The organism is Bradyrhizobium sp. S69, assembly GCF_009766005.1.
GTDB lineage: Bacteria > Pseudomonadota > Alphaproteobacteria > Rhizobiales > Xanthobacteraceae > Bradyrhizobium.
The window spans coordinates 94,736-113,166 of the sequence record NZ_LMUK01000023.1 but is presented as its reverse complement, the minus strand read 5'-3'; the positions used below and the strand labels follow the sequence as shown (position 1 = coordinate 113,166).

17 protein-coding genes and 1 tRNA gene are annotated in these 18,431 nt (G+C 62.8%); 8 read left to right on the top strand and 10 right to left on the bottom strand.

The genetic code is table 11. The features are described from left to right. Positions 1 to 288: 288 nt before the first annotated feature. Both GSQ88_RS07785 and GSQ88_RS07780 read right to left on the bottom strand, forming a co-directional pair. The gene (locus tag GSQ88_RS07785; protein WP_159006801.1) at positions 289 to 558 is read right to left on the bottom strand and encodes a GlsB/YeaQ/YmgE family stress response membrane protein; all 270 of its coding nucleotides are present in this window, start codon (positions 556 to 558) and stop codon (positions 289 to 291) included. An 88-nt stretch (positions 559 to 646) separates the two neighbouring features. Continuing rightward, entirely contained in the window at positions 647 to 1,267 is a 621-nt protein-coding gene (locus GSQ88_RS07780; protein ID WP_159006800.1) for a YidB family protein, read from the bottom strand. A gap of 205 nt (positions 1,268 to 1,472) precedes the next feature. Here GSQ88_RS07780 and GSQ88_RS07775 point away from each other — a divergent pair, with 205 nt between their 5' ends. Then, positions 1,473 to 2,474, top strand: coding sequence for a 2-dehydropantoate 2-reductase (locus GSQ88_RS07775; protein WP_159006799.1), 1,002 nt, complete (start codon positions 1,473 to 1,475; stop codon positions 2,472 to 2,474). A gap of 265 nt (positions 2,475 to 2,739) precedes the next feature. Here GSQ88_RS07775 and GSQ88_RS07770 read toward each other — a convergent pair whose 3' ends face one another. The 5 genes from GSQ88_RS07770 to GSQ88_RS07755 all read right to left on the bottom strand — a co-directional run bounded on the left by GSQ88_RS07770 (position 2,740) and on the right by GSQ88_RS07755 (position 7,475). Further along, positions 2,740 to 3,303, bottom strand: coding sequence for a hypothetical protein (locus tag GSQ88_RS07770; RefSeq protein ID WP_159006812.1), 564 nt, complete (start codon positions 3,301 to 3,303; stop codon positions 2,740 to 2,742). A 315-nt stretch (positions 3,304 to 3,618) separates the two neighbouring features. Continuing rightward, the gene (locus GSQ88_RS35565) at positions 3,619 to 3,801 is read right to left on the bottom strand and encodes a hypothetical protein (RefSeq protein WP_246735123.1); all 183 of its coding nucleotides are present in this window, start codon (positions 3,799 to 3,801) and stop codon (positions 3,619 to 3,621) included. Continuing rightward, positions 3,782 to 5,014, bottom strand: coding sequence for a TAXI family TRAP transporter solute-binding subunit (locus GSQ88_RS07765; protein ID WP_246735121.1), 1,233 nt, complete (start codon positions 5,012 to 5,014; stop codon positions 3,782 to 3,784). The genes GSQ88_RS35565 and GSQ88_RS07765 overlap by 20 nt, the downstream gene beginning before the upstream one ends. Positions 5,015 to 5,161: 147 nt before the next feature. Further along, the gene (locus GSQ88_RS07760) at positions 5,162 to 6,040 is read right to left on the bottom strand and encodes a hypothetical protein (RefSeq protein ID WP_159006798.1); all 879 of its coding nucleotides are present in this window, start codon (positions 6,038 to 6,040) and stop codon (positions 5,162 to 5,164) included. A 10-nt stretch (positions 6,041 to 6,050) separates the two neighbouring features. Beyond that, complete coding sequence (locus tag GSQ88_RS07755) at positions 6,051 to 7,475, bottom strand: MBOAT family O-acyltransferase (protein ID WP_159006797.1); 1,425 nt, start codon at positions 7,473 to 7,475, stop codon at positions 6,051 to 6,053. A 274-nt stretch (positions 7,476 to 7,749) separates the two neighbouring features. Here GSQ88_RS07755 and GSQ88_RS07750 point away from each other — a divergent pair, with 274 nt between their 5' ends. Then, the gene (locus tag GSQ88_RS07750) at positions 7,750 to 8,433 is read left to right on the top strand and encodes an FMN-binding negative transcriptional regulator (RefSeq protein ID WP_159006796.1); all 684 of its coding nucleotides are present in this window, start codon (positions 7,750 to 7,752) and stop codon (positions 8,431 to 8,433) included. A gap of 31 nt (positions 8,434 to 8,464) precedes the next feature. Here GSQ88_RS07750 and GSQ88_RS07745 read toward each other — a convergent pair whose 3' ends face one another. Then, positions 8,465 to 10,078 carry an ATP-binding protein gene (locus tag GSQ88_RS07745; protein ID WP_159006795.1) on the bottom strand — a complete coding sequence of 538 codons (1,614 nt, stop codon included), beginning with the start codon at positions 10,076 to 10,078 and terminating at the stop codon, positions 8,465 to 8,467. 450 nt (positions 10,079 to 10,528) lie between these two features. Between GSQ88_RS07745 and GSQ88_RS07740 the strand changes: the two genes are divergently transcribed. The 3 genes from GSQ88_RS07740 (at position 10,529) to GSQ88_RS07730 (ending at position 12,139) form a co-directional block, all read left to right on the top strand. Next, a tRNA-Arg gene (locus GSQ88_RS07740) sits at positions 10,529 to 10,605 on the top strand. A gap of 33 nt (positions 10,606 to 10,638) precedes the next feature. Next, complete coding sequence (locus GSQ88_RS07735) at positions 10,639 to 11,322, top strand: alpha/beta hydrolase family protein (RefSeq protein WP_159006794.1); 684 nt, start codon at positions 10,639 to 10,641, stop codon at positions 11,320 to 11,322. Positions 11,323 to 11,437: 115 nt separating this feature from the next. Continuing rightward, complete coding sequence (locus tag GSQ88_RS07730; protein WP_246735120.1) at positions 11,438 to 12,139, top strand: haloacid dehalogenase type II; 702 nt, start codon at positions 11,438 to 11,440, stop codon at positions 12,137 to 12,139. 15 nt (positions 12,140 to 12,154) lie between these two features. On the opposite strand, the gene GSQ88_RS07725 is transcribed toward GSQ88_RS07730, so the two are convergent. Together GSQ88_RS07725 and GSQ88_RS07720 are read right to left on the bottom strand one after the other, a co-directional pair. Continuing rightward, positions 12,155 to 12,937, bottom strand: a complete 783-nt coding sequence (locus GSQ88_RS07725; protein ID WP_159006792.1) for an SDR family oxidoreductase — start codon at positions 12,935 to 12,937, stop codon at positions 12,155 to 12,157. 59 nt (positions 12,938 to 12,996) lie between these two features. Further along, entirely contained in the window at positions 12,997 to 13,971 is a 975-nt protein-coding gene (locus GSQ88_RS07720; RefSeq protein ID WP_159006791.1) for a 2-dehydropantoate 2-reductase, read from the bottom strand. A gap of 407 nt (positions 13,972 to 14,378) precedes the next feature. Here GSQ88_RS07720 and GSQ88_RS07715 point away from each other — a divergent pair, with 407 nt between their 5' ends. From GSQ88_RS07715 to GSQ88_RS07705, 3 genes are all read left to right on the top strand, one after another. Next, positions 14,379 to 15,182, top strand: coding sequence for an enoyl-CoA hydratase-related protein (locus GSQ88_RS07715; protein ID WP_159006790.1), 804 nt, complete (start codon positions 14,379 to 14,381; stop codon positions 15,180 to 15,182). Positions 15,183 to 15,316: 134 nt separating this feature from the next. Continuing rightward, complete coding sequence (locus GSQ88_RS07710) at positions 15,317 to 16,303, top strand: TRAP transporter substrate-binding protein (protein ID WP_159006789.1); 987 nt, start codon at positions 15,317 to 15,319, stop codon at positions 16,301 to 16,303. Between the two features lie 18 nt (positions 16,304 to 16,321). Next, on the top strand, positions 16,322 to 18,358 hold the full coding sequence (locus tag GSQ88_RS07705; RefSeq protein WP_159006788.1) for a methyl-accepting chemotaxis protein: 2,037 nt from the start codon (positions 16,322 to 16,324) through the stop codon (positions 18,356 to 18,358). Positions 18,359 to 18,431 lie beyond the last annotated feature (73 nt).

Here is an 18,431-nt window from a genome sequence, read left to right as displayed (position 1 = left end):
CACGATCATCCCTACCGCACGCTCCAGCGAAATTCGCAGGGAGCCGACAACTCATGATCAAACCACTTGACGAAGGACATCAGAGCGATATCCGGGGCGCGGTGTCGAAGTCCCGGATGTCGCTCCGCTCATCCGGGCTACGCTTCTTCGCCAAGCGAGCGCGTAAATCATTTCTTTAGTCATGGCCGGGCTTGTCCCGGCCATCCACGTCTTACTTACTGCGGCGCTGCTAAGTCGTGGATGCCCGGGCCAAACCCGGGCATGACGAACTCGAGGATCAAGCCGTTCTTATTTATTCCCGATATCTGGAATCACGCGGCTGGCCACCAGCCTGTTCCAGATGAACAGCACCACCAGCGCGCCGATCGTCGCAGTGATGAAGCCGGCGCCCTGGTCCGGGCCGTAATGGCCGATCAGCTGGCCGACGAAGGTGGCGAGGAAGGCTCCGACGATGCCGAGCACGGCGGTCAGGATGAATCCACCGGGGTTGTTCGGGCCTGGCGAGATCAGGCGGGCGAGAACCCCGGCAACGATGCCGACAATCAAGATATACAACATGGCCGTCGTCCTTTTTTGCGAAGAAACAAGCTCTCGAGCGTGGGGCCTTTCACGGCACGCCCTTGAGGGCGTGCCGGTTCGCCTGATATCAAAGCCGGTCCGACACTTCGCTTTCGGTCGGCAACCGTCCGTCCGGCGTCAGATGGTGGATCACGTCGGGCAGTTGCTGGCTGAGGCCGGAGAGCAGGTCCTCGCGGGATAGACCGGTTTGCGACATCAGGCCGTTGATCTGGTCGGCGCCGAGCGCGTTGGCGAGATCGCCGGGCGCGATCTGCTTGTTCGGACCCGGGCTCACCCATGAATTGGCGGTTTCGCCGTGGCCGTTCTGCTGCAATTGCTTGAGCAGGTCGCCGAGCCCGCCGCTGATCACGCTGCCCGCCGCGGCGCCGCCAAGGATGCCGCCGAGATTACCTTTCAGGATATCGCCAAGTCCGCCGCCAAGTCCGCCGCCACCACCAAGCGCGCCGCCAAGGGCGCCACCGAGACCACCGCCGAGGCCGCCGCTCGTGCTGCCGCCGGCGGGGGAGGGTGCGGGAGCCGGCGTTGCGCCCGGCTGGCCGCTGCCGGCGGTCAGATGCTTGACCGCCTTCCAGGCCAGCAGGCCCAGGATCGCCATGGTCATTGGCGACATGCCGCTGGATTTTGCATTCGGATCGCTGGGGCCGCGCGGGCCGTTCTGCATGCCGTTCAATACGTCAAGTAAACCCATGGTTCTCTCCTGCCGCTACCTGCCCCACCGCCTGAAACATACTGGCGCGCCATGACGGTTACAAGGCGCGGGGCCGTGGGCGGCCGGGGCCCGTCGCCGCCTTAGGGGCACCGGTTGCAAAAGTCTGCTAACAAAATCCGAGAGGAACGACCGTTTGGGCCAAGATTTTGGGGTCAAGATCTTGGGGCCAGAAAATGAAAGCGGGATGATGCCTGAAAGCGCGATAGGGATAGCGGGCGCCGGCAGCATCGGCTGCTTTGTCGGCGGCATGTGCGCCGCGGGCGGCCGCCATGTCGCGTTGTTGGCAAGGCCGCGCGTGATCCAGGAAATCGAAGGCAACGGCTTGCGGCTGACCAGCATCGAGGGCTTCGACCAAACGATCGCACCGAGCCAACTGACGCTGTCGGAAGACGCAAAAATCCTTGGCGATGTCGGCGTCGTGCTGGTGACGGTGAAAAGCGCCGATACCGCTGAGGTCGCCGAACTGATCGCGCAGCACGCGCCGGCCGATGCCGTCGTCCTCAGCCTGCAAAACGGCGTCGGCAATGTCGCCGTGCTGCGCGCGAGATTGCCGGGCCGTCGCGTGCTGGCCGGAATGGTCCCGTTCAATGTGGTGACGCAGGGCGAGGGGCGATTTCATCGCGCCACGTCGGGCGACATCGTGATCGAGCGCGATGATGCCGGCACCGCGGACCGGCTGTCGGTGCCGGGCCTGAAGATGCGCGCGACCGGCAATATCGACGGCGTGCAATGGGGCAAGCTCTTGGTCAATCTCAACAACGCGCTGAACGCGCTGGGCGGCGTACCGCTGCGCCAGCAGCTTTCGCAGCGGTCGTGGCGCAGGCTGTTCGCCGACCAGATGGCGGAGGGGCTGGCTGTGATCCGCGCCGAAGGCATCCGGCCGGTGTCGTCGACGCCGATCCCGGCGGGCTGGACCCCGTCGCTGTTACGGCTGCCGGATGCGATCTTCGAGGCGGTGCTCGGGCGCACCATGAAGATCGATCCGCAGGCGCGCTCGTCGATGTGGGAGGATCTGCAACGCGGCCGCCGCACTGAAATCGACTATCTGCAAGGCGTCATCGTCGAGATCGCCGACCGGCACGGACTGCAAGCTCCGCTGTCACGCCGCATCCTCGCGCTGATCAAAAGCGCCGAAGCCGCAGGCCAGGGCTCGCCCGGGCTGACGCCGGAACAGATCAGGGCGTGAGTCGTCCCGGCGAAGGAGCCTGTGAAGAAATCACGGACGTCATCCCCGGGATGAACGCAATTGCGTTCACCCGTGAGGTGCGAGCCCTTGCGAGCCTCGAAGGATGCTGTTCCGCGCAGTGCGTGCAGCCATCCTTCGAGACGCGGCCAAGTGGCCGCTCCTCACGGGCGAACGCTCCGCGTTCGTCCCGGGGATGACGGTTCCGGTGTGTCCCCGCCTTCCGCCAGGACGACGAAAGACAACACGCCGGCGAATCGCGTGAGCCTCAGCCGTGCTTGGCCTTGCTTGTCGTCGAAGAACCAAACAGCAACTTCTTCAGGTCGTCGAGGCCTCCCGAAAGCCGCGGCCATTCGCAGGAGAATGAATGCCGCGCGCATTCGGCGGCTTTGGCGCGCGCCTTGAGATCAGCGACTGTCTCGCGCTTTTTGGGCGCCGCCGCCGGCAGCGGCACCTTCTCGGTTTCGCTTCGGAACGTCGCCGGTTGCAGCGGCTGCTGAAGTTGTTCCTGCTGCTTGGCCGCGAACGCCGCGGCGATGCTATTGCGCCGCTGGTTGTCGAGATAGACGGTATATTCCTGATCGATTCGCTTCTGCTCTTCCGGCGTCGGGTTCGGCCCGGCAATGTCGAAGCTGCGGTCCTGCATGAAATCGAAATAAGTATAGCCGCCGCCCGGCTTGCGGCGTCCGGCAAATTTCGCGTTGCATTCGGCAAGCGCCGAAACCTTGGCCTCCTTGGTCGCGGCCTTGTCGGCGGTATCGGCGCATTCCTCGAAATCGACCGGCGCATGCGACCACCACTGCGCCATCGCGCGCGACGGTTGCAGTGCCATGCAACCGGCGGTCGTAGCGATCAGCACAATGAACAAACGCGAAGCGATCACGGACGATTTTCCCGAACGATTTTACGAAAGCTGCGAAGGCACAACGCGGTGACGACATCATGCGACACAAATCACACCGATTGTCGCCATTATTGCCCGGCTTGTCACCCCGGAAAAAATTGTTTTTCCAGCGCGCATTGCAGGATTTTTCGCTTGTGTGACACACGGCGCGTCGGGATGGAACTTTGTTGAAACAAAGGCAAGATTTTCCGCCGTGCCATGAACGCCGCGCGGATATCCGCCACTCGCTCGAAAACGCTAAAACTATCCCGCGCGCATCCGCGGCAGATTGGTGGCCGGGCCGCCGATCACCGCGCGCCGGTCGACAACGGCGTTGTGAAACTGGTCGAGCACGAGGCTGTAGGCGGCGAGGTCCGCCTGCTCGATCGCGCCGTCGTCATAGCATTGCAGTGTGTCGCGCAAGAATTCATCGGCCTCGCGTTGCATGGCGTCGAGTTCTTCGAGCGAATTGATCTGCCGCACCCAGGCTGATGGCCGCGAGCAGCTTTTCGCGATGCAGGATCGTCAGTTTGCGCTCGTCGCGCCTGACGTAATGGCGTAACCCGGCGACGCCCGAGCCGAGCACGGAAAACAGCAGCACCGCGGCCCAGATATAGTCGCTGTAATTATCCATGAAGGTTCGTTCGTTGCCGTCGATATAAGCGGCGGCGCCGGGATGCGCGGGCAGGGCGGCATCCTTGTCGGTGTCCGGCTTCTCGATCCTGGCCGCACCCGGCATTTCCCGCGCGAGCGTGGGCTTGGCGGCGAAAAGCTGCCGGGTAAATGCCGCGACCGTGCTGTCGGACAGGGTTTTCGGCGCCAGGATCAGGTGACTGACGCCGACCGTTTCAATCTTGTCGCCGGGCCGAGCCGGCGATGAGGAGAACGTGCTGCCGGGAATTTCCTCGGATTCGTACAGCGGATGCCGCGAAGCGATCGCCTCGGAAACGTCGATCGGCAGAAACACCGGCTCACCATTGCCGCGCGCGGTCGCGGCAATGGCTTGCGAGGTGACCTTGCTGTCGAGCGGAGCGACCGTCATGAACGCATCGATCGTGGTGTCCTTCACCATCGCGGCGATCTGGTCGGGATTGAATTGCACGATCGTCACCTTGTCGGGATCGACGCCGGATTCCTTCAAGATGACGCGGAGCAGCGTGAGGTTGACTTGCGTTCTGCCGACCACGGCGATGCGATGACCGGGCAGATCGTCGAGACCCTTGATTTTCTTCTTCGATCCCTTGCGCGCGAGGGCCCATAGCACCACGACGTTCTTGCGCAGGACGGCCACGGAGTCGGTGCCATCAGGCATTTCCTCGTCGCCGCGCGCGACCGCGAGGTCGGCCTTATGGGCCCTGAGAACATTGATGCTGTCGACCGGGCCCGCGGTCGGGATCAGCGAGAGCCGGATCGGGCCTTTCTCGCGGGAAAAGTTCTGCGCCAGCGCTTGAATGAGATTCAGGTCCTCGCTGCCCGGCGGTCCTACCGCAATTCGCAAGGTGGTTGGGCGCGTGATCAGGAGATATCCGCCGATCGCGGCGGCGAACACCATTAGTCCGGCGGCCAGCACCAGAAACGGCGAGGTCTTTCTTGTCAGGCTGCGGCGAGAACTGCCGAAAGACAGGTCTGCCGCGCCGGTCGAACCGTCTGAAGAGGACATGTGGCTGCCAAGCTGCACGGGCCCAGGCGGATACAGCGCTCAGCATAGCATGGTTTTCGGCGCTCCGGTGCCCTATTACATGGGGTTGAGTGCTCGAAGGGAAGGGCTCACCGCGCCGCGGGCGAAACCCTTATCGCCCAGCTGTTGCTAATTTCCTGACCTCGAATTCAGGGCGCGCTCCAGCGCGCATGCGAGGATGATTGCCGACCTGTCGTTGAAGTGTATGGAGTCATCCCATCGCATTTCAGCGGCGGGATAGTCGAGGTGCAGCCATCGCGCGCCATCAAAAGCGTCTGCCAGCGCCGATCGGGTCGTTTTGACGTATCGCGTTCGTTCAAGCGCCGCCAGCGTCGGCAGTGTGTACAGATAAACCTTGATGCCTTCCGTTTCCAGCCTCGCTACCAGCGCCTTCAATGTCGCGACGTCGCTCTGGACTTGATCGTCGAGGGCGGGATTATCAAATGCAGCCGTGACTGATGCCGTATCGTTGATTCCGATCAGGGACGGCGATGGCGGTGTGCGAAAAACATCTTCACATCGCTTTGCGTCGAAAGCCGGAGCAGGCCCATCCAGCCTCATTTGATGAAATGCCAGCAGCGAGCGCAGCGGCGCAAAGGCTGCGATGGGCTGGTCGACGTCGTGAAATTCCCTGACGAGTTCGCGGTCGACGCCGCGCAACATGATGTTGGTTTCGATCGCAATGATTGGCGGTCGTTTCCGGGTCGTCTCCGCCAGCACCGTCAGGCCGGTCAACGGCGAGCCGCCGCCCAGTCCGACGTTTCGGATATCCCGGCGCTCGAAATAGCTCTCCTTTAATCGCTCGGTCAGCGAGCTGCCGGCCAGGGCAATCGTCGGCGTCGGCGACTGAAAATAGTGATTCAGGATACGAACATGTATGCGTTCGCTGTTGATCAGCGGAAAAATAGGGATGTTGTCGAACATGCGCGGCACGATGCAGCAGATCGCCAGGGTCACGGCGAAAGTTGCGCCGAACTTGCAAAGCCACACAGATGGTGTCGCGTTCATCGGGGCGGCCCTAGAACTGAAAATAGATAAAAGGTGAGGCGGGTCCGGCTTCGACCAGCATCAGCGTTGCCATTAATCCATAGAGATAAGGCTCAAGACGCGCTCGCTGGCGTTCCAGAAAATGACGCGGCACGGCGTGCTGCAGCACCACCGGCAATGAATATAGCAGCGCCAGGCTGTTGTAGAGGTGATAGGGACGGCTGATATCCGCCTCGACGAACATGCCATGCAGGTAGTCGGCGGCGTGCTGGAAGTTCGGCAGCTTGAACAATATCCACGCCATCGAAACCAGGAAGAAAACGAGACCGACGCGCAGCGACTGGACCAAGACGTGCCAACGCTTGCCGGTCGCAAGGGTATCAATTCGCGGCAGCAGAGGTCTTTCGGCCACGAGAAACAAGCCGTGCAACAGTCCCCACGCCAGATAGCCGATCGCAGCGCCGTTCCACAGTCCTCCCAATCCCATCACGATCATCAGGTTGAAATAAAGTCTCGTGTTTCCCTCTCGGTTGCCGCCGAGGGGAATGTAGAGATAGGTCCGCAACCAGGTCGAAAACGATATGTGCCAGCGGCGCCAGAATTGCGCAAAGGACGTCGAAATATAGGGAAGATTGAAGTTTTTCGGCAGCCGGTAACCGAACAGCAGCGCCAGCCCGATCGCGATCGCCGAGTAGCCGAAAAAGTCCGCATAGATCTGATAGCTGTACAGAAAGACGCAGAGCCAGCGGTTCTTGGCGGTCAGGGCCTCATAGAGCGGGTATTCCATATTGGAGGTGATTTGATTGAGGTTGTTGGCCACGAACAGCTTGAAGAAGTAGCCTACCACCAGCCATTTGGCGGCCTCGACGATGGCGACATCGGCCAGCCATTTCGGCTTGATCTGCGGCAGGAAGTTTTCGGTGCGCGTGATCGGGCCCGCGACGAGCTGCGGAAAGAACAGGATGTGAAGAAAGACGTCCTTTGCGGCCGGGACCGCGCGGCCCGGCTTGCCGAGGTCGATCAGCAGACTGATATTGTGAAGCACGAAAAACGAAATCCCGATAGGCAGCGGAAGCCTCAACAGCCAGTCGATCGCGCCTGGGTCCTGGTATGAAAGAGCTTGGAATGAAAGAGCTTGGTATGAAAGAGCTTGGGATGACGGCGTTGCTGCATCGATAAACAGAAATTTGTATTTGAAGAACGCAAGCAGGCCGAGATTGAAGACGATGCCGGCGGTAAGCCCGAGGTTTGGTCGCGGGGTCGCCACTCTCAAGAAGAAATAAGTCCCGAGTACCGCGACGACGAGCAACGCCAGCAACTGGGGCTGCAACGCCCCGTAAAAGCCCAGGCTCGCCAGCACCAGGATCTGGACCTGCCATTGCCGTAGAATTGGCAAATAATACAGGGCAAACGTCACGGCGACGAATGCCACGAACGGCCACGATGTGAGGGTCATTGATCGGCTTGCCGGCTCATGCATCTTGCGTCGCACGATCACGACTGGAACGAGCCGGCCGCGCTGGCTGCGATCCATATGGCACCCGGCTCGAGATATCCAGCTCACGCACGCCGATTTGTCGAGGGCCCGGACGACGATCTGCCTGAAAGTTGGGTGGCGTCCTCCGGGCTGCGGGACGATCAGCGCCAGAGAGCGCCCGGATCGCCATTTTGTCCACGCGCGAGATTTGATATGCTGGACGGCGACCGGCAGCGAGATCGAAGGCCACGCCATGTACCAGCCGTCTGCCTTTCGCGAGGATCGCATCGAGGTCCAGCACGCGCTGATGCGGGCGCATCCGCTCGGCCTGTTGATCACGGCCGGCCCCGGCGGGTTGATCGCCAATCCGTTTCCGTTCCTGCTCGACTCCAAAGCTTCCGAGGGAGGCGACGCTTCGGCGGTGAGCGACGCTTCCAAGGGAGATTTGGGCACGCTGCGGCTTCATATGGCGCGGGCCAATCCGCAATGGCGCGAACTGGAGGCGGTGGAGGAGTGTCTGGTCGTATTCCAGGGACCGCAGGATTACGTCACGCCGTCCTGGTACGCGACCAAGCGCGAAACCGGCAAGGTGGTTCCGACCTGGAACTACGCCACGGTCCACGCCTGGGGCCGTCCTCAAATCATGAACGATGATGCCTGGTTGCGCCGTCAGATCGAGGGTTTGACCGGCAGCCGCGAAAGCCTCCGCGCTGAGCCCTGGCAGGTCGACGATGCGCCGCAAAACTTCATCGCGGCGCAGATGCGCGGCATCGTTGGCGTCCAGATTTCAATTGTCCGCATCGAAGGCAAGTGGAAGATGAGCCAGAACCGCCCGGAGGCGGATCGCGCCGGCGTGATCGCCGGCTTTCGCGAAGCCGGCGCGGCCGGGGAAGCGATCGCCACGCTGGTCGCCGAGCGTGGCGGGCTGTTGAAATAGCCGGCGCTTGACATAGCCGAAGCTTGGGCCGTTACACCGACTGCTCGACAAGATCCGCAGCACCGCTGGTCAGGGCGGTGCGCAGCATGTTGGCGAGATCGGATCGCCGGTAGGGTTTCCTCAGCAATTGAACGCCCTGATCGAGCCTGCCGTCATGGTCGATCGCGTTTTCGGTATAGCCCGACGTGAACAGGACCTTGAGCGCAGGCCTTAGTTTCAAGGCCTCGATCGAAAGCTGGCGCCCGTTGATCGAGCCCGGCATGATGACGTCGGTGAACAGAAGATCGATCGGCTCCTTGCTGCGCAGCACGTTGAGCGCCTCCGGCCCGTTGCTTGCCGAAAGGGTGCGGTAACCGAGGCTCTTGATCTGGGCCAGCACGTAAGTGCGAACCAGCGGGTCGTCTTCGACCACCAGGATGGTCTCCTGAACTTGCCGGGCCGATCCCGGGACGTCGATGTTGGCGGGTGTTATGGCCGTGGCTTCCGCCGGGGGAAGACAGATCAGGATCGTCGTGCCAAAGCCTTTCTCGCTCTGAATGGTGATGTGTCCGTTGGATTGCTTGACGAAGCCATACACCATGCTGAGCCCAAGCCCGGTGCCCTTGCCGACTTCCTTGGTCGTATAGAACGGCTCGAACACCTTGTTCAAATCGGCCGCCGCGATGCCGTGGCCGGTGTCGCTGAACGAAATCATCACATATTTGCCGGCGGCGGGGCCGTCGAAGGTTTTGATCGCATTGGCCTGCAATTCGATATTGCTGGTTTCGATTCTCAGTTGACCGCCATTCGGCATTGCGTCGCGCGCGTTCAGCGCCAGATTGAGGATCGCCGTCGCCAACTGGTTGGAATCGACCAGCGCCGGGTAAATCCGCTCGCCGGGCTGGAAATCGATGGTGACGAGTTCTCCGATCGCGGGCTTGAGAAGCTGCACGGTGTCGACGATCAGGGCGTTGATGTCGACGCTGGTCGGTTGCAGCGGCTGTTTGCGGGCAAAGGCCAGTAGATGCTGCGTCAACGCCGCACCTCGCGAGGCGGCCTCGTCGATCAGTTTTGCGATTCCGGCGAGCTCCGGCCGGTCGGCCACCGCGTCGGCCAGGATCTCGATCGTTCCCGTGATCACGGTAAGGATGTTGTTGAAATCATGCGCGATGCCGCCGGTCAGTTGGCCGACCGCCTCCATCTTCTGGGCCTGCCTGATCTGCATCTCCGTGGCCTCGGTTTCGCGAAACCGTTGCAGCAGCGTCTCGGCGCCGCGCCGCTGCTTGCCCTCTTCCTCGAGCGCCACATAGGCCTGACGCAACTGGGCCGAGGACGGAATGGCGATGATCTTCGGAATCAGCGGCCACAGGATCACCGCGGTGACGATGGAGGCGATCGCGGTGATCGCCTTGACGATGCCTTCTATGCCGTAGACCGGCACCCACAGCGTATAGATCGAAAAAATATGGGTGAGGCCGCACGCCATGATGAAGGCCGCGAACGACCATCCGATCCAGCCGAACTGGAAATCGCGCCGCCTCGAAACCACGATGGCCAGCGCGAACGGGATTGAAAAATACGAAGCGGCAATGACGGCGTCGGAGACAACGTGCAGCCAGATCAGCTCCGGTTGCCACAGCAGACAGATTCCATGTGGAGAAAACATGGACGAATCCAACAGGCGCTCCAGAAAGGCCCACATATCAGGTCACTCCTGAATTTCGATGTTGCCGCATCCCTCCGGTTGCGAATCGTTTGAGCAGTATAGCTTTACGCGCGGATCGCCCAAAGGCTGGGGAGGGCTAGGCAAGGGCTGAGGGCGGCCGTCTTGCCGTTGGGGGCGGCTGGCTCAGCCCGGTTGCGCGTGAAATCGGGCGCAATCCGGCAAAACATTGGCTTCCATGGTTTCTCGTGGAGGCCTGGCGAACACCGAGCACCCGAGCGGATCGCCAAGGCGGCCTCGCCCGGGTTTCGCGAAGCCAACGTACGAAAAGCGCAGGGGAATTGCTTCAGATAGGACGAAGCAGGCGCTATTTCCGCTCCGGGCCGGGCTGGAGATCAGGCGGCTCCTCTGCTATGGAGCTTTCAAGCGCCCGCCGTCTCCGGCGGGCTCTTCGGTCCCGTAGCTCAGCCGGATAGAGCGACGGTTTCCTAAACCGTAGGTCGCATGTTCGAGTCATGCCGGGATCGCCATTTTAGCCCGATCTTTACTGGGTTTCGGGTCGGATGACCGCTGTCAACGCGCAAGAGCTTGTCATCGAAACCGGAAATGCCGGGCCCGTCTCCGGGCTATTGACCCGGCCACCGCACGCGCGCGCCTGCTTTGTGTTTGCTCATGGCGCCGGCGCCGGGATGGCGCATCCGTTCATGGCGAAGGTTGCGGCCGGTCTCGGCGAACGCGGCATCGCGACGTTGCGCTATCAATTTCCCTATATGGAGAAAGGCAGCAAGCGGCCCGATCAACCGTCGGTCGCGCATGCCGCCGTGCGCGCCGCGGTGGCGGAGGCCGCGCGATGCTGCGACGGCCTGCCGCTGATCGCGGGCGGAAAATCGTTTGGTGGCCGCATGACGTCGCAGGCCCAGGCCATCGCGCCGTTGGCCGGCGTTCACGGACTGGCGTTCTTCGGCTTTCCGCTGCATCCGGCCGGCAAGCCGTCGAAGGATCGCGCGAAACATCTGGCCGACGTGCATGTGCCAATGCTGTTTCTGCAAGGCACCCGCGATGCGCTTGCGGAATTGACGCTGCTGGAACCCGTCGTCAAGGGTTTGGGACCATCGGCGACGCTGCATCCGGTGAGGGATGCCGACCATTCGTTCCACGTGCTGGTGCGCTCGGGCCGCAAGGATGGCGAGGTGATGGACGAAATCCTCGATGCGTTCGCGGCCTGGGCCGGCGCGATCGCTCGCTGAGCGAACCCGCTCCCCTTGGTATTGCTCCCCTTGGTATTACCCATTGCAATCGGCGTTCCCCAAGGCAGGATATAAGGCACGATATCAAGAACAAGAAACCCAAGGGGAGACCGCCGTGAGCGCCGAGGCCATCAAGGAGAATGTAAAAGTCTGCATGTTCGATCAGTACGGCACGGTGGTCGACATGCAGGGCGGGTTGACCACGATCGCCACGCCGTTTCTCAGGGACAAAGGATGGAAGGGCGATCCGAACGCCTTTGTGACCTGGTGGCGGCGCACGCATTTTGAAAACTCGATGATCGATGCGCTGCTGCATCGCGAGCACACGCCCTATCGCGAGATCGGTCACCGTGCCGTCGCCCATGTGATGGACCGCGCTGGCATCAGCTATTCCAAGGAAGACGTTCGCACTCTGGTGGGCGAGATCGAAAAACTAAAACCGTTTCCGGAGGTGCCGGCGGCGCTGGATCGGTTGCGTACCAGATACAAGCTCGTCGTGCTCTCCAACGGCGACCCCGATATGCTGGAGACCGCGAAGCGCTATCATCAGGTGCCGTTCGATCGCGTGATTTCGGTTGCCGAGGCCAATTCGTTCAAGCCGCATGTCGCGACCTATGCCAAGGCCGCTGAATTGTGCGGGCTGAAACCCGATCGGATCGTGTTCGTGGCCAACCACGCCTTCGACTGCATCGGCGCCAAATCGGCTGGCATGAAGACCGCGTTCATCGACCGGCGCAGCCGGCCGTTCGGCGAAACCCCGCATCAGCCGGATCTGATGGTGCCGAGCATGACGGACCTCGCCGACGCGATCGCGTAAACGACGAAGCAAGCTTCACCCCGCGGTCGGCGCGCCATAGACCTTGTCGCGCAGTCGCCGCATTCCGGCGAGCCAGCGGTCGCGGCTGGAGGCCTTGCGCAGCACATATTCCTGCACCTGCGGGTGCGACAGGATCAGAAAGCGTTCTTCCGCCATCGCCTCGATCACGAGGCGCGCCACTTCTTCCGGCTGCATCACGCCGTCGACCCGCGCCGCACTTGGCCCGGCGGTCGTCATGCCGGTCTGTACTGATTGGGGGCACAGCACGGAAACCCGGATGCCGCGATCGCCATATTGGATGGCGAGGTGCTCGGCCAGCGCCACGGCGGCATTTTTCGTGACGCCATACGGCATCGAATTCAGCGATGCCAGCAAGCCCGCCGCCGACGCCGTGCTGAGCAGATAGCCGGATCCCCGCGCCAGCATGCCCGGCACCAGCGCGCGCGATGCGAACACATGGCTCATCACATGGACCCGCCAGCTCACCTCCCAATCGGCGTCGGAGGCGCCCTCCTGTCCCTTGCGCGACAGGCCGGCGTTGGAGAAGAAGATATCTACGGGTCCGTATTTGGCCTCGGTTGCCGCGATTAACGCCTTGATGTCGGCCTCCTCGCCGACATCGGCGGTGACCGCGAGACCGTCGATGTCACCCGCGACATGGGCCAGCCGCTCGCGTGAGCTTTTCAGATCCGCGACCACGACGCCGCGCGCGCCCGCCGCCGCATAAGCGCGCGCAACGGCCTCGCCGATGCCACCCGCGGCGCCCGTGACGACACAGACTTTGTCTTTGATGTGCATGGTTTAAGTCCCGCTGCTCATTTTAGAGTTATCCGAAAGGTGAAGATGCATCGGCTGGTTCATCCCTGATAAAGCCCCTTATCGCGCGCCTGGCGGATCGCGAGGCCGGCCAGCAGATCGAGCATCGGCGTCGATAGTCCGGCGGCGCGGGCGAACGCGGCGGGCGCTTTCACCAGCACGTCGATTTCCATGGCGCGGCCGAGTTCGTAATCCTGCAAGATCGAAGGCTTGTGGTCCGGCGCCGGGCCGCTGCGGGTGACGCGTTTGACGTCGGGGCAGCAGCTCTGCGCGATGCTGTTGGCCTCGTCCAATAACCTCGGCACTACATCGCGCAACGCCTCGTCGTCGCGCACCGCGCGTGCGGTCTGGCCGGTCAACAGGCACAGCACCGACATCGACATATTGGTCAGCAGCTTGGACCAGATCGCCTCGCGGATTCGCGGCACCACGGGCGAGGCGATCGAGGCCTCGCCGAGCACCGCCCGCAAGCGTTCGATCCGTTCGCTCGCGCGATCGTCGCATTCGCCGATCAACAATACGTTGCGATCTGGCGAGAGGTTGGCGGCAATGCCGGGCGCGATCACTTCGTTTGACGAAAAGATCACGCCGCCGATGATCCGATGCATCGGGATCGTGGCGCGCAATCTTCCGCCGGGATCGAGAATGCCGAGGTCGGGGGTCGCAGGATGATCCGCCGCCAGGCCGAGGTCGTACCACCAGGGAATGCCGTTCTGCGCAAACACCACGGCGGTGTCGTCGCCCAAGAGCGGCGGCAGGCCGGTGACCAGGCTGTTCACGGCGGTGGCCTTCAAGGTGCTGATCACGAGATCCTGCGCGCCGAGCGTGGCCGGATCGTCGGAGGCTTTGATCCTGGCCGAATACTCGGCATCGCCAACCCGAAGCTTGAGGCCACCGGCCTTCACCGCTTCGAGGTGCGGTCCGCGCATCACGCAGCAGACATCATGCCCGGCCAGCGCCAGACGCACGGCGAAATGGCTGCCGACGGCTCCCGCGCCGAAAATACAGATACGCATGAGGGAATGGTGTCCTGTTGCCTGGTGATCTCTCGACCAGTTTCCACAAGCCTGCCTCGTCGTGCAACCGCTCCCGCAGCCAGCGGTGCTGCCATGACGAAAAGTGATAGATCAACGCGTGCGATCCCGGCATAGTGAGTCTGTGAAGCTATTTCGACGTCATCCTGAGAGGCTGCCGAAGCTATCTCGGCCGTCATCCTGAGGTGCGCGCCATCTTTGGCGCGCCTCGAAGGATGGTGTTCAGCATCGTGCGTGCGGCCATCCTTCGAGGCTCGCAAGAGCTCGCACCTCAGGATGACGTCCAAATAGCCTCTCAGGATGACGGGTCCGGTATGTCCCGGCATCGTGCCGGGCGCAACGATTGCCAATCATCGAGAATCATAAAACGTCGAGGGAGTCGCTCATCCATGTCCGCCAATCCAGTTTTGTGGAGCCTCGATCAACGCGGCGTCGCGACGGTGACGCTCAATCGCCCTGAGGTGAATAACGCCTATGATGCCGGGCTGATCAACGGCGTGCTCGCGGCGATGGCGGAACTGGGCAAGCAGCCTCATCTGCGCGTCGTGGTGCTCCGCGGCAACGGCAAGCATTTTCAGGCCGGCGCCGACCTGAAGTGGATCAATGCGGTGCGGCCGGGCTCGGCTGAAGAGAACGAGACGGTGTCGCAGGCCACATTCGAAGCCGTGCAGCGGCTCAATACGCTGCCGATCCCGACCGTGGCGCTGGTGCAAGGCGGCTGTTTTGGCGGCGGCACCGGGATCATCTCGGCCTGCGACGTCGTGATCGCGGCCGACAATGCGCTGTTCTCGATCACCGAAGTGCGCTGGGGGCTGACGGCTGCGATCATCATCCCGCAACTCTGCGACGCCATCGGCGTGCGCCAGGTGCGGCGCTATGCGCTGACCGGCGAGCGGTTCGGCGCCGAAGACGCCCGCCGCATCGGCCTCGTGCACGACGTCGTGCCGCTGGCCGATCTCGAAGCCGCCGGCGCCAAGGTGGTCGAGCAATTGCTCGGTAATGGCCCGGAAGCGCTGGCCGAAACCAAGCGGCTCGCGATGGAAAGCTCGTTCGGCGGCATGCCCTTCGATGACGAGGCCTATAAGCGCCTGGTCAAGCTGCACTCGGCCAAGCGGCAAACCGCGGAGGCCTCGGAAGGACTGGCGTCGTTCGCGGAAAAGCGCGCCGGCAAATGGGGGACGGGCAAGGCGTAATCTTTCGCGATAAGGTTCAGCAGCCGCGGCAGATGCGACGCGAAATCGATCCCCGTGTTTCCACGGGGATTCCCTTAAGGGTTCAATCACCACCTACCACTATGGTTACGACAATTGTAACGCCATGGTGTCGAATGCCCAATCAAGTTCTAGGATTTTGGAAAGCCGGATCCATCGTCGCGGCGTCAACGCTGCTGGTCCTGCATCCGGTTGCCGCCTCACCTCGATTGGTCTCTCTGGCCTTCAATTCCCAGCTGCAGAGTCCGCAGCAGATGGGGGCCGATGAGCTTCGTCAGAAGCTCGGGGCCGCGGCCGACAAGCGCATCGTGCTCGACGAGCGCGCCACCAACGCCCTCGGTAGCGAGAACGCCATCCTCGCGGCGACCCAGTCGGGCGCGGTCGATATGGCGGTGCTGTCGGGTTCGGTGGTCAGTGCGGTGGTCCCCGAACTGGGCGTGTTCGATATTCCCTTCCTGTTCCGCGACGCGGCTCACGCCAAGGCCGTGGCGCAAGGTCCGGTCGGCGCGGCGATCGCCACCAAATTCGCCGACAAGGGGCTGACGCTGCTGGCGATCGGCCGGCAGGGTTTTCGAAACATCACCAATTCCAAACGGCCGGTTCGCACGCCCGAGGATATCAAGGGCCTGAAGATTCGCGTCATCCCGAACCCGATCTATCAGATGACGTTCAAGGCGCTCGGTGCCGAAGTGGTCCCGATGGAATTTCCGCTGGTCTATACCGCGCTGAAGGATGGCCGGCTCGACGGGCAGGAAAATCCGGTGCCGACCATTGCCGGCTCCCGTCTTTATGAAGTGCAGAAATACCTGACATTAACCGGTCACTTCTTCGCGCCGATCGCGTTCATCGCCAACCGTGCCATGTTCGAGCAGCTCGCTCCGGCCGATCAGACCGCGCTGATCGCGGCGGCAAAGGCGGGGGCGGAGGCGACTTGGCAGGCGCAGCTCGATGCCGCCTCGCTCGAACAGGTGCGCAGCAACGGCATGGACGTGATCGAGAAAGTCGATCGCCAGCCCTTCATCGATGCGGTCAAGTCGCTCGATCCGGAATTCGAGAAGCGATTTGGCAAGGATCTGCTGGTCGCGATCCGCTCCACTCCTTAAAGAAACGCTGGAATTCCAATGAAATTATCGCACATGATGTCCAGGATCGGTGTCCGTCCGCGCGTATTCGGCGGCTTCGCGCTGGTCCTCAGCTTTCTGGTCCTGCTGGCGGGCTTCGCCACGGTCCAGGTCGAGCGAATCGGCGGAACGGTCAATGAACTGGTGACCAGCGCGGCCGGAGACGCCGGCATGTCGCAGGTTCGCGCCGCGCTGTTGGGGGCGAACTCGGCGGTCGAGAAATTTATCCGAACCTGGAATGTCGGCGACAAGGATGCCGCAACCAAGGCGATCGACGCCGTCGGCAAAATGGCCGATCAGGTCGATCAGCAGTTCGGCAGGCTGCAAGCGATCGCGGAAGGCATCAGCCCGGTCAAGACCGCGCTGGAAACCTATCGTTCGTCGTTCACGGCGGCGGCGGATGCGGCGGACCGGCTGCGTGCTGCGGCGACGAAAACCGACGCCCAGGGTGCTGCTGCGGGACTCGATGTCGGCGGCATTCAGGTCTTGCTTGCCAACCGGTCGGATGATGCGGAACGGCTTCTCAATCCGATGCGCCTGGCCGGCGTTGTCGATGCGCTACGCATCACCGTGATGCGCTATGGGTCTACGCTGGCGACGGGCGATGCCGACGACGCCAAGCAGGCGTTGTCCTACGTCCAGATGGCTATCGCTGACACCGACGCGGAGATCGCGGGTGCGGGCGATACCAAACTGAAGGCGCTGGTCGCGGCGCTCAAGACCGCGATCGTCGCCGATGCGGCGGCGCTGGATGAGGTCATCAAGGTCGCCGGCGATCTGCGCACAAGGCAGGCCGAATTGAAGAAGGCAAGCGCCGTCATCGACGACCAGGTCAGCCGAATCAATGTGAAGCTCGGCACCGTGCGCGCCGAGCAGGGTGACAAGACCGCGGCAGCGGTCGATCAAACCAAGCAGACCGTGATCGCGACCGCGGCCGGCGCATTGCTGTTGGGAGCGGTACTGGCGTGGCTGATCGGGGCCAGCGTATCCGGCCCGATCCGCAGCATGACCGACCGGATGCAATCGCTGGCGGCGGGCGAACTCGATGAGCCGATCCCGGGCGGCGAATCCCGCGACGAAATCGGCCGCATGGCGCGCGCCGTCGAGGTGTTCCGCGAAAACGCCCTGGCCGTTCGTCGCATGGCAGGCGAGGCCACGGCGCAGCGCCAAGCCGCCGAGGCCGATCGCTCGCGTATGATGTCGGATCTCGCCGGGCGATTCGAGCAGGGCATGCAAGGGGTCATTGCCGGTGTCGGCGGCCGTGCCGACGACATGGGCCGTAGCGCCGAGGTGTTGGCAAAAGTCGCCGAGCGCGGCCGCGGGCTCGCCGAAGCGGTTGCGACCCGCGCCGAGCAGGCGTCGATGAACGTGCAGACGGTGGCCTCCGCCACCCAGCAACTCGCGGCCTCGATCCGTGAAATCTCCAGCCAGGTGCAACGCTCGGTCGCGGTGTCGAACCGGGCGACCGACGAGACCAACCGGACCTCCGATTTGATCCATGGGCTGTCGGATGCGGCTGAAAAGATCGGCACCATCATTCAGTTGATTCAGGCGATCGCCAGCCAGACCAACCTGTTGGCGCTGAACGCGACCATCGAAGCGGCGCGGGCCGGCGATGCCGGCAAGGGATTTGCGATCGTCGCAAGCGAGGTGAAGAATCTCGCGACCCAGACCGCGGAGGCGACCAAGCAGATCGCCGGCCAGATCGCGACGATCCAAAGCGCGACGGGCCAGTCAGTCGAGGCGATCACGCAGTTCGGTTCCACCGTAAGGGAATTGGCCGACATCGCCACCGCGATCGCCGCGGCGGTCGAACAGCAGGGCGCCGCAACCGGTGAGATCGCGCGCAACGTCGAACAAGCGGCCAACGGCACCTCGGCCGTGACGCAGGAAATCGGTCAGGTGCGCGCCGTCGCGGGCGAGACCGATGCCGGCGCCGAAGCGGCGCTGACGGCGGCGGCGGCCTTGAAGCAGCAGGCGGATTCGATGAAGTCGAATGTCGACGATTTCCTCCACACCATCCGCTCCGCGGCCTGAGCTCCGAGGCAAGCCGGCTACGCCGCGGGTGTGATGGCGCCAAACAAGCGGCCCGGGGCATGCGCCGGGGGAT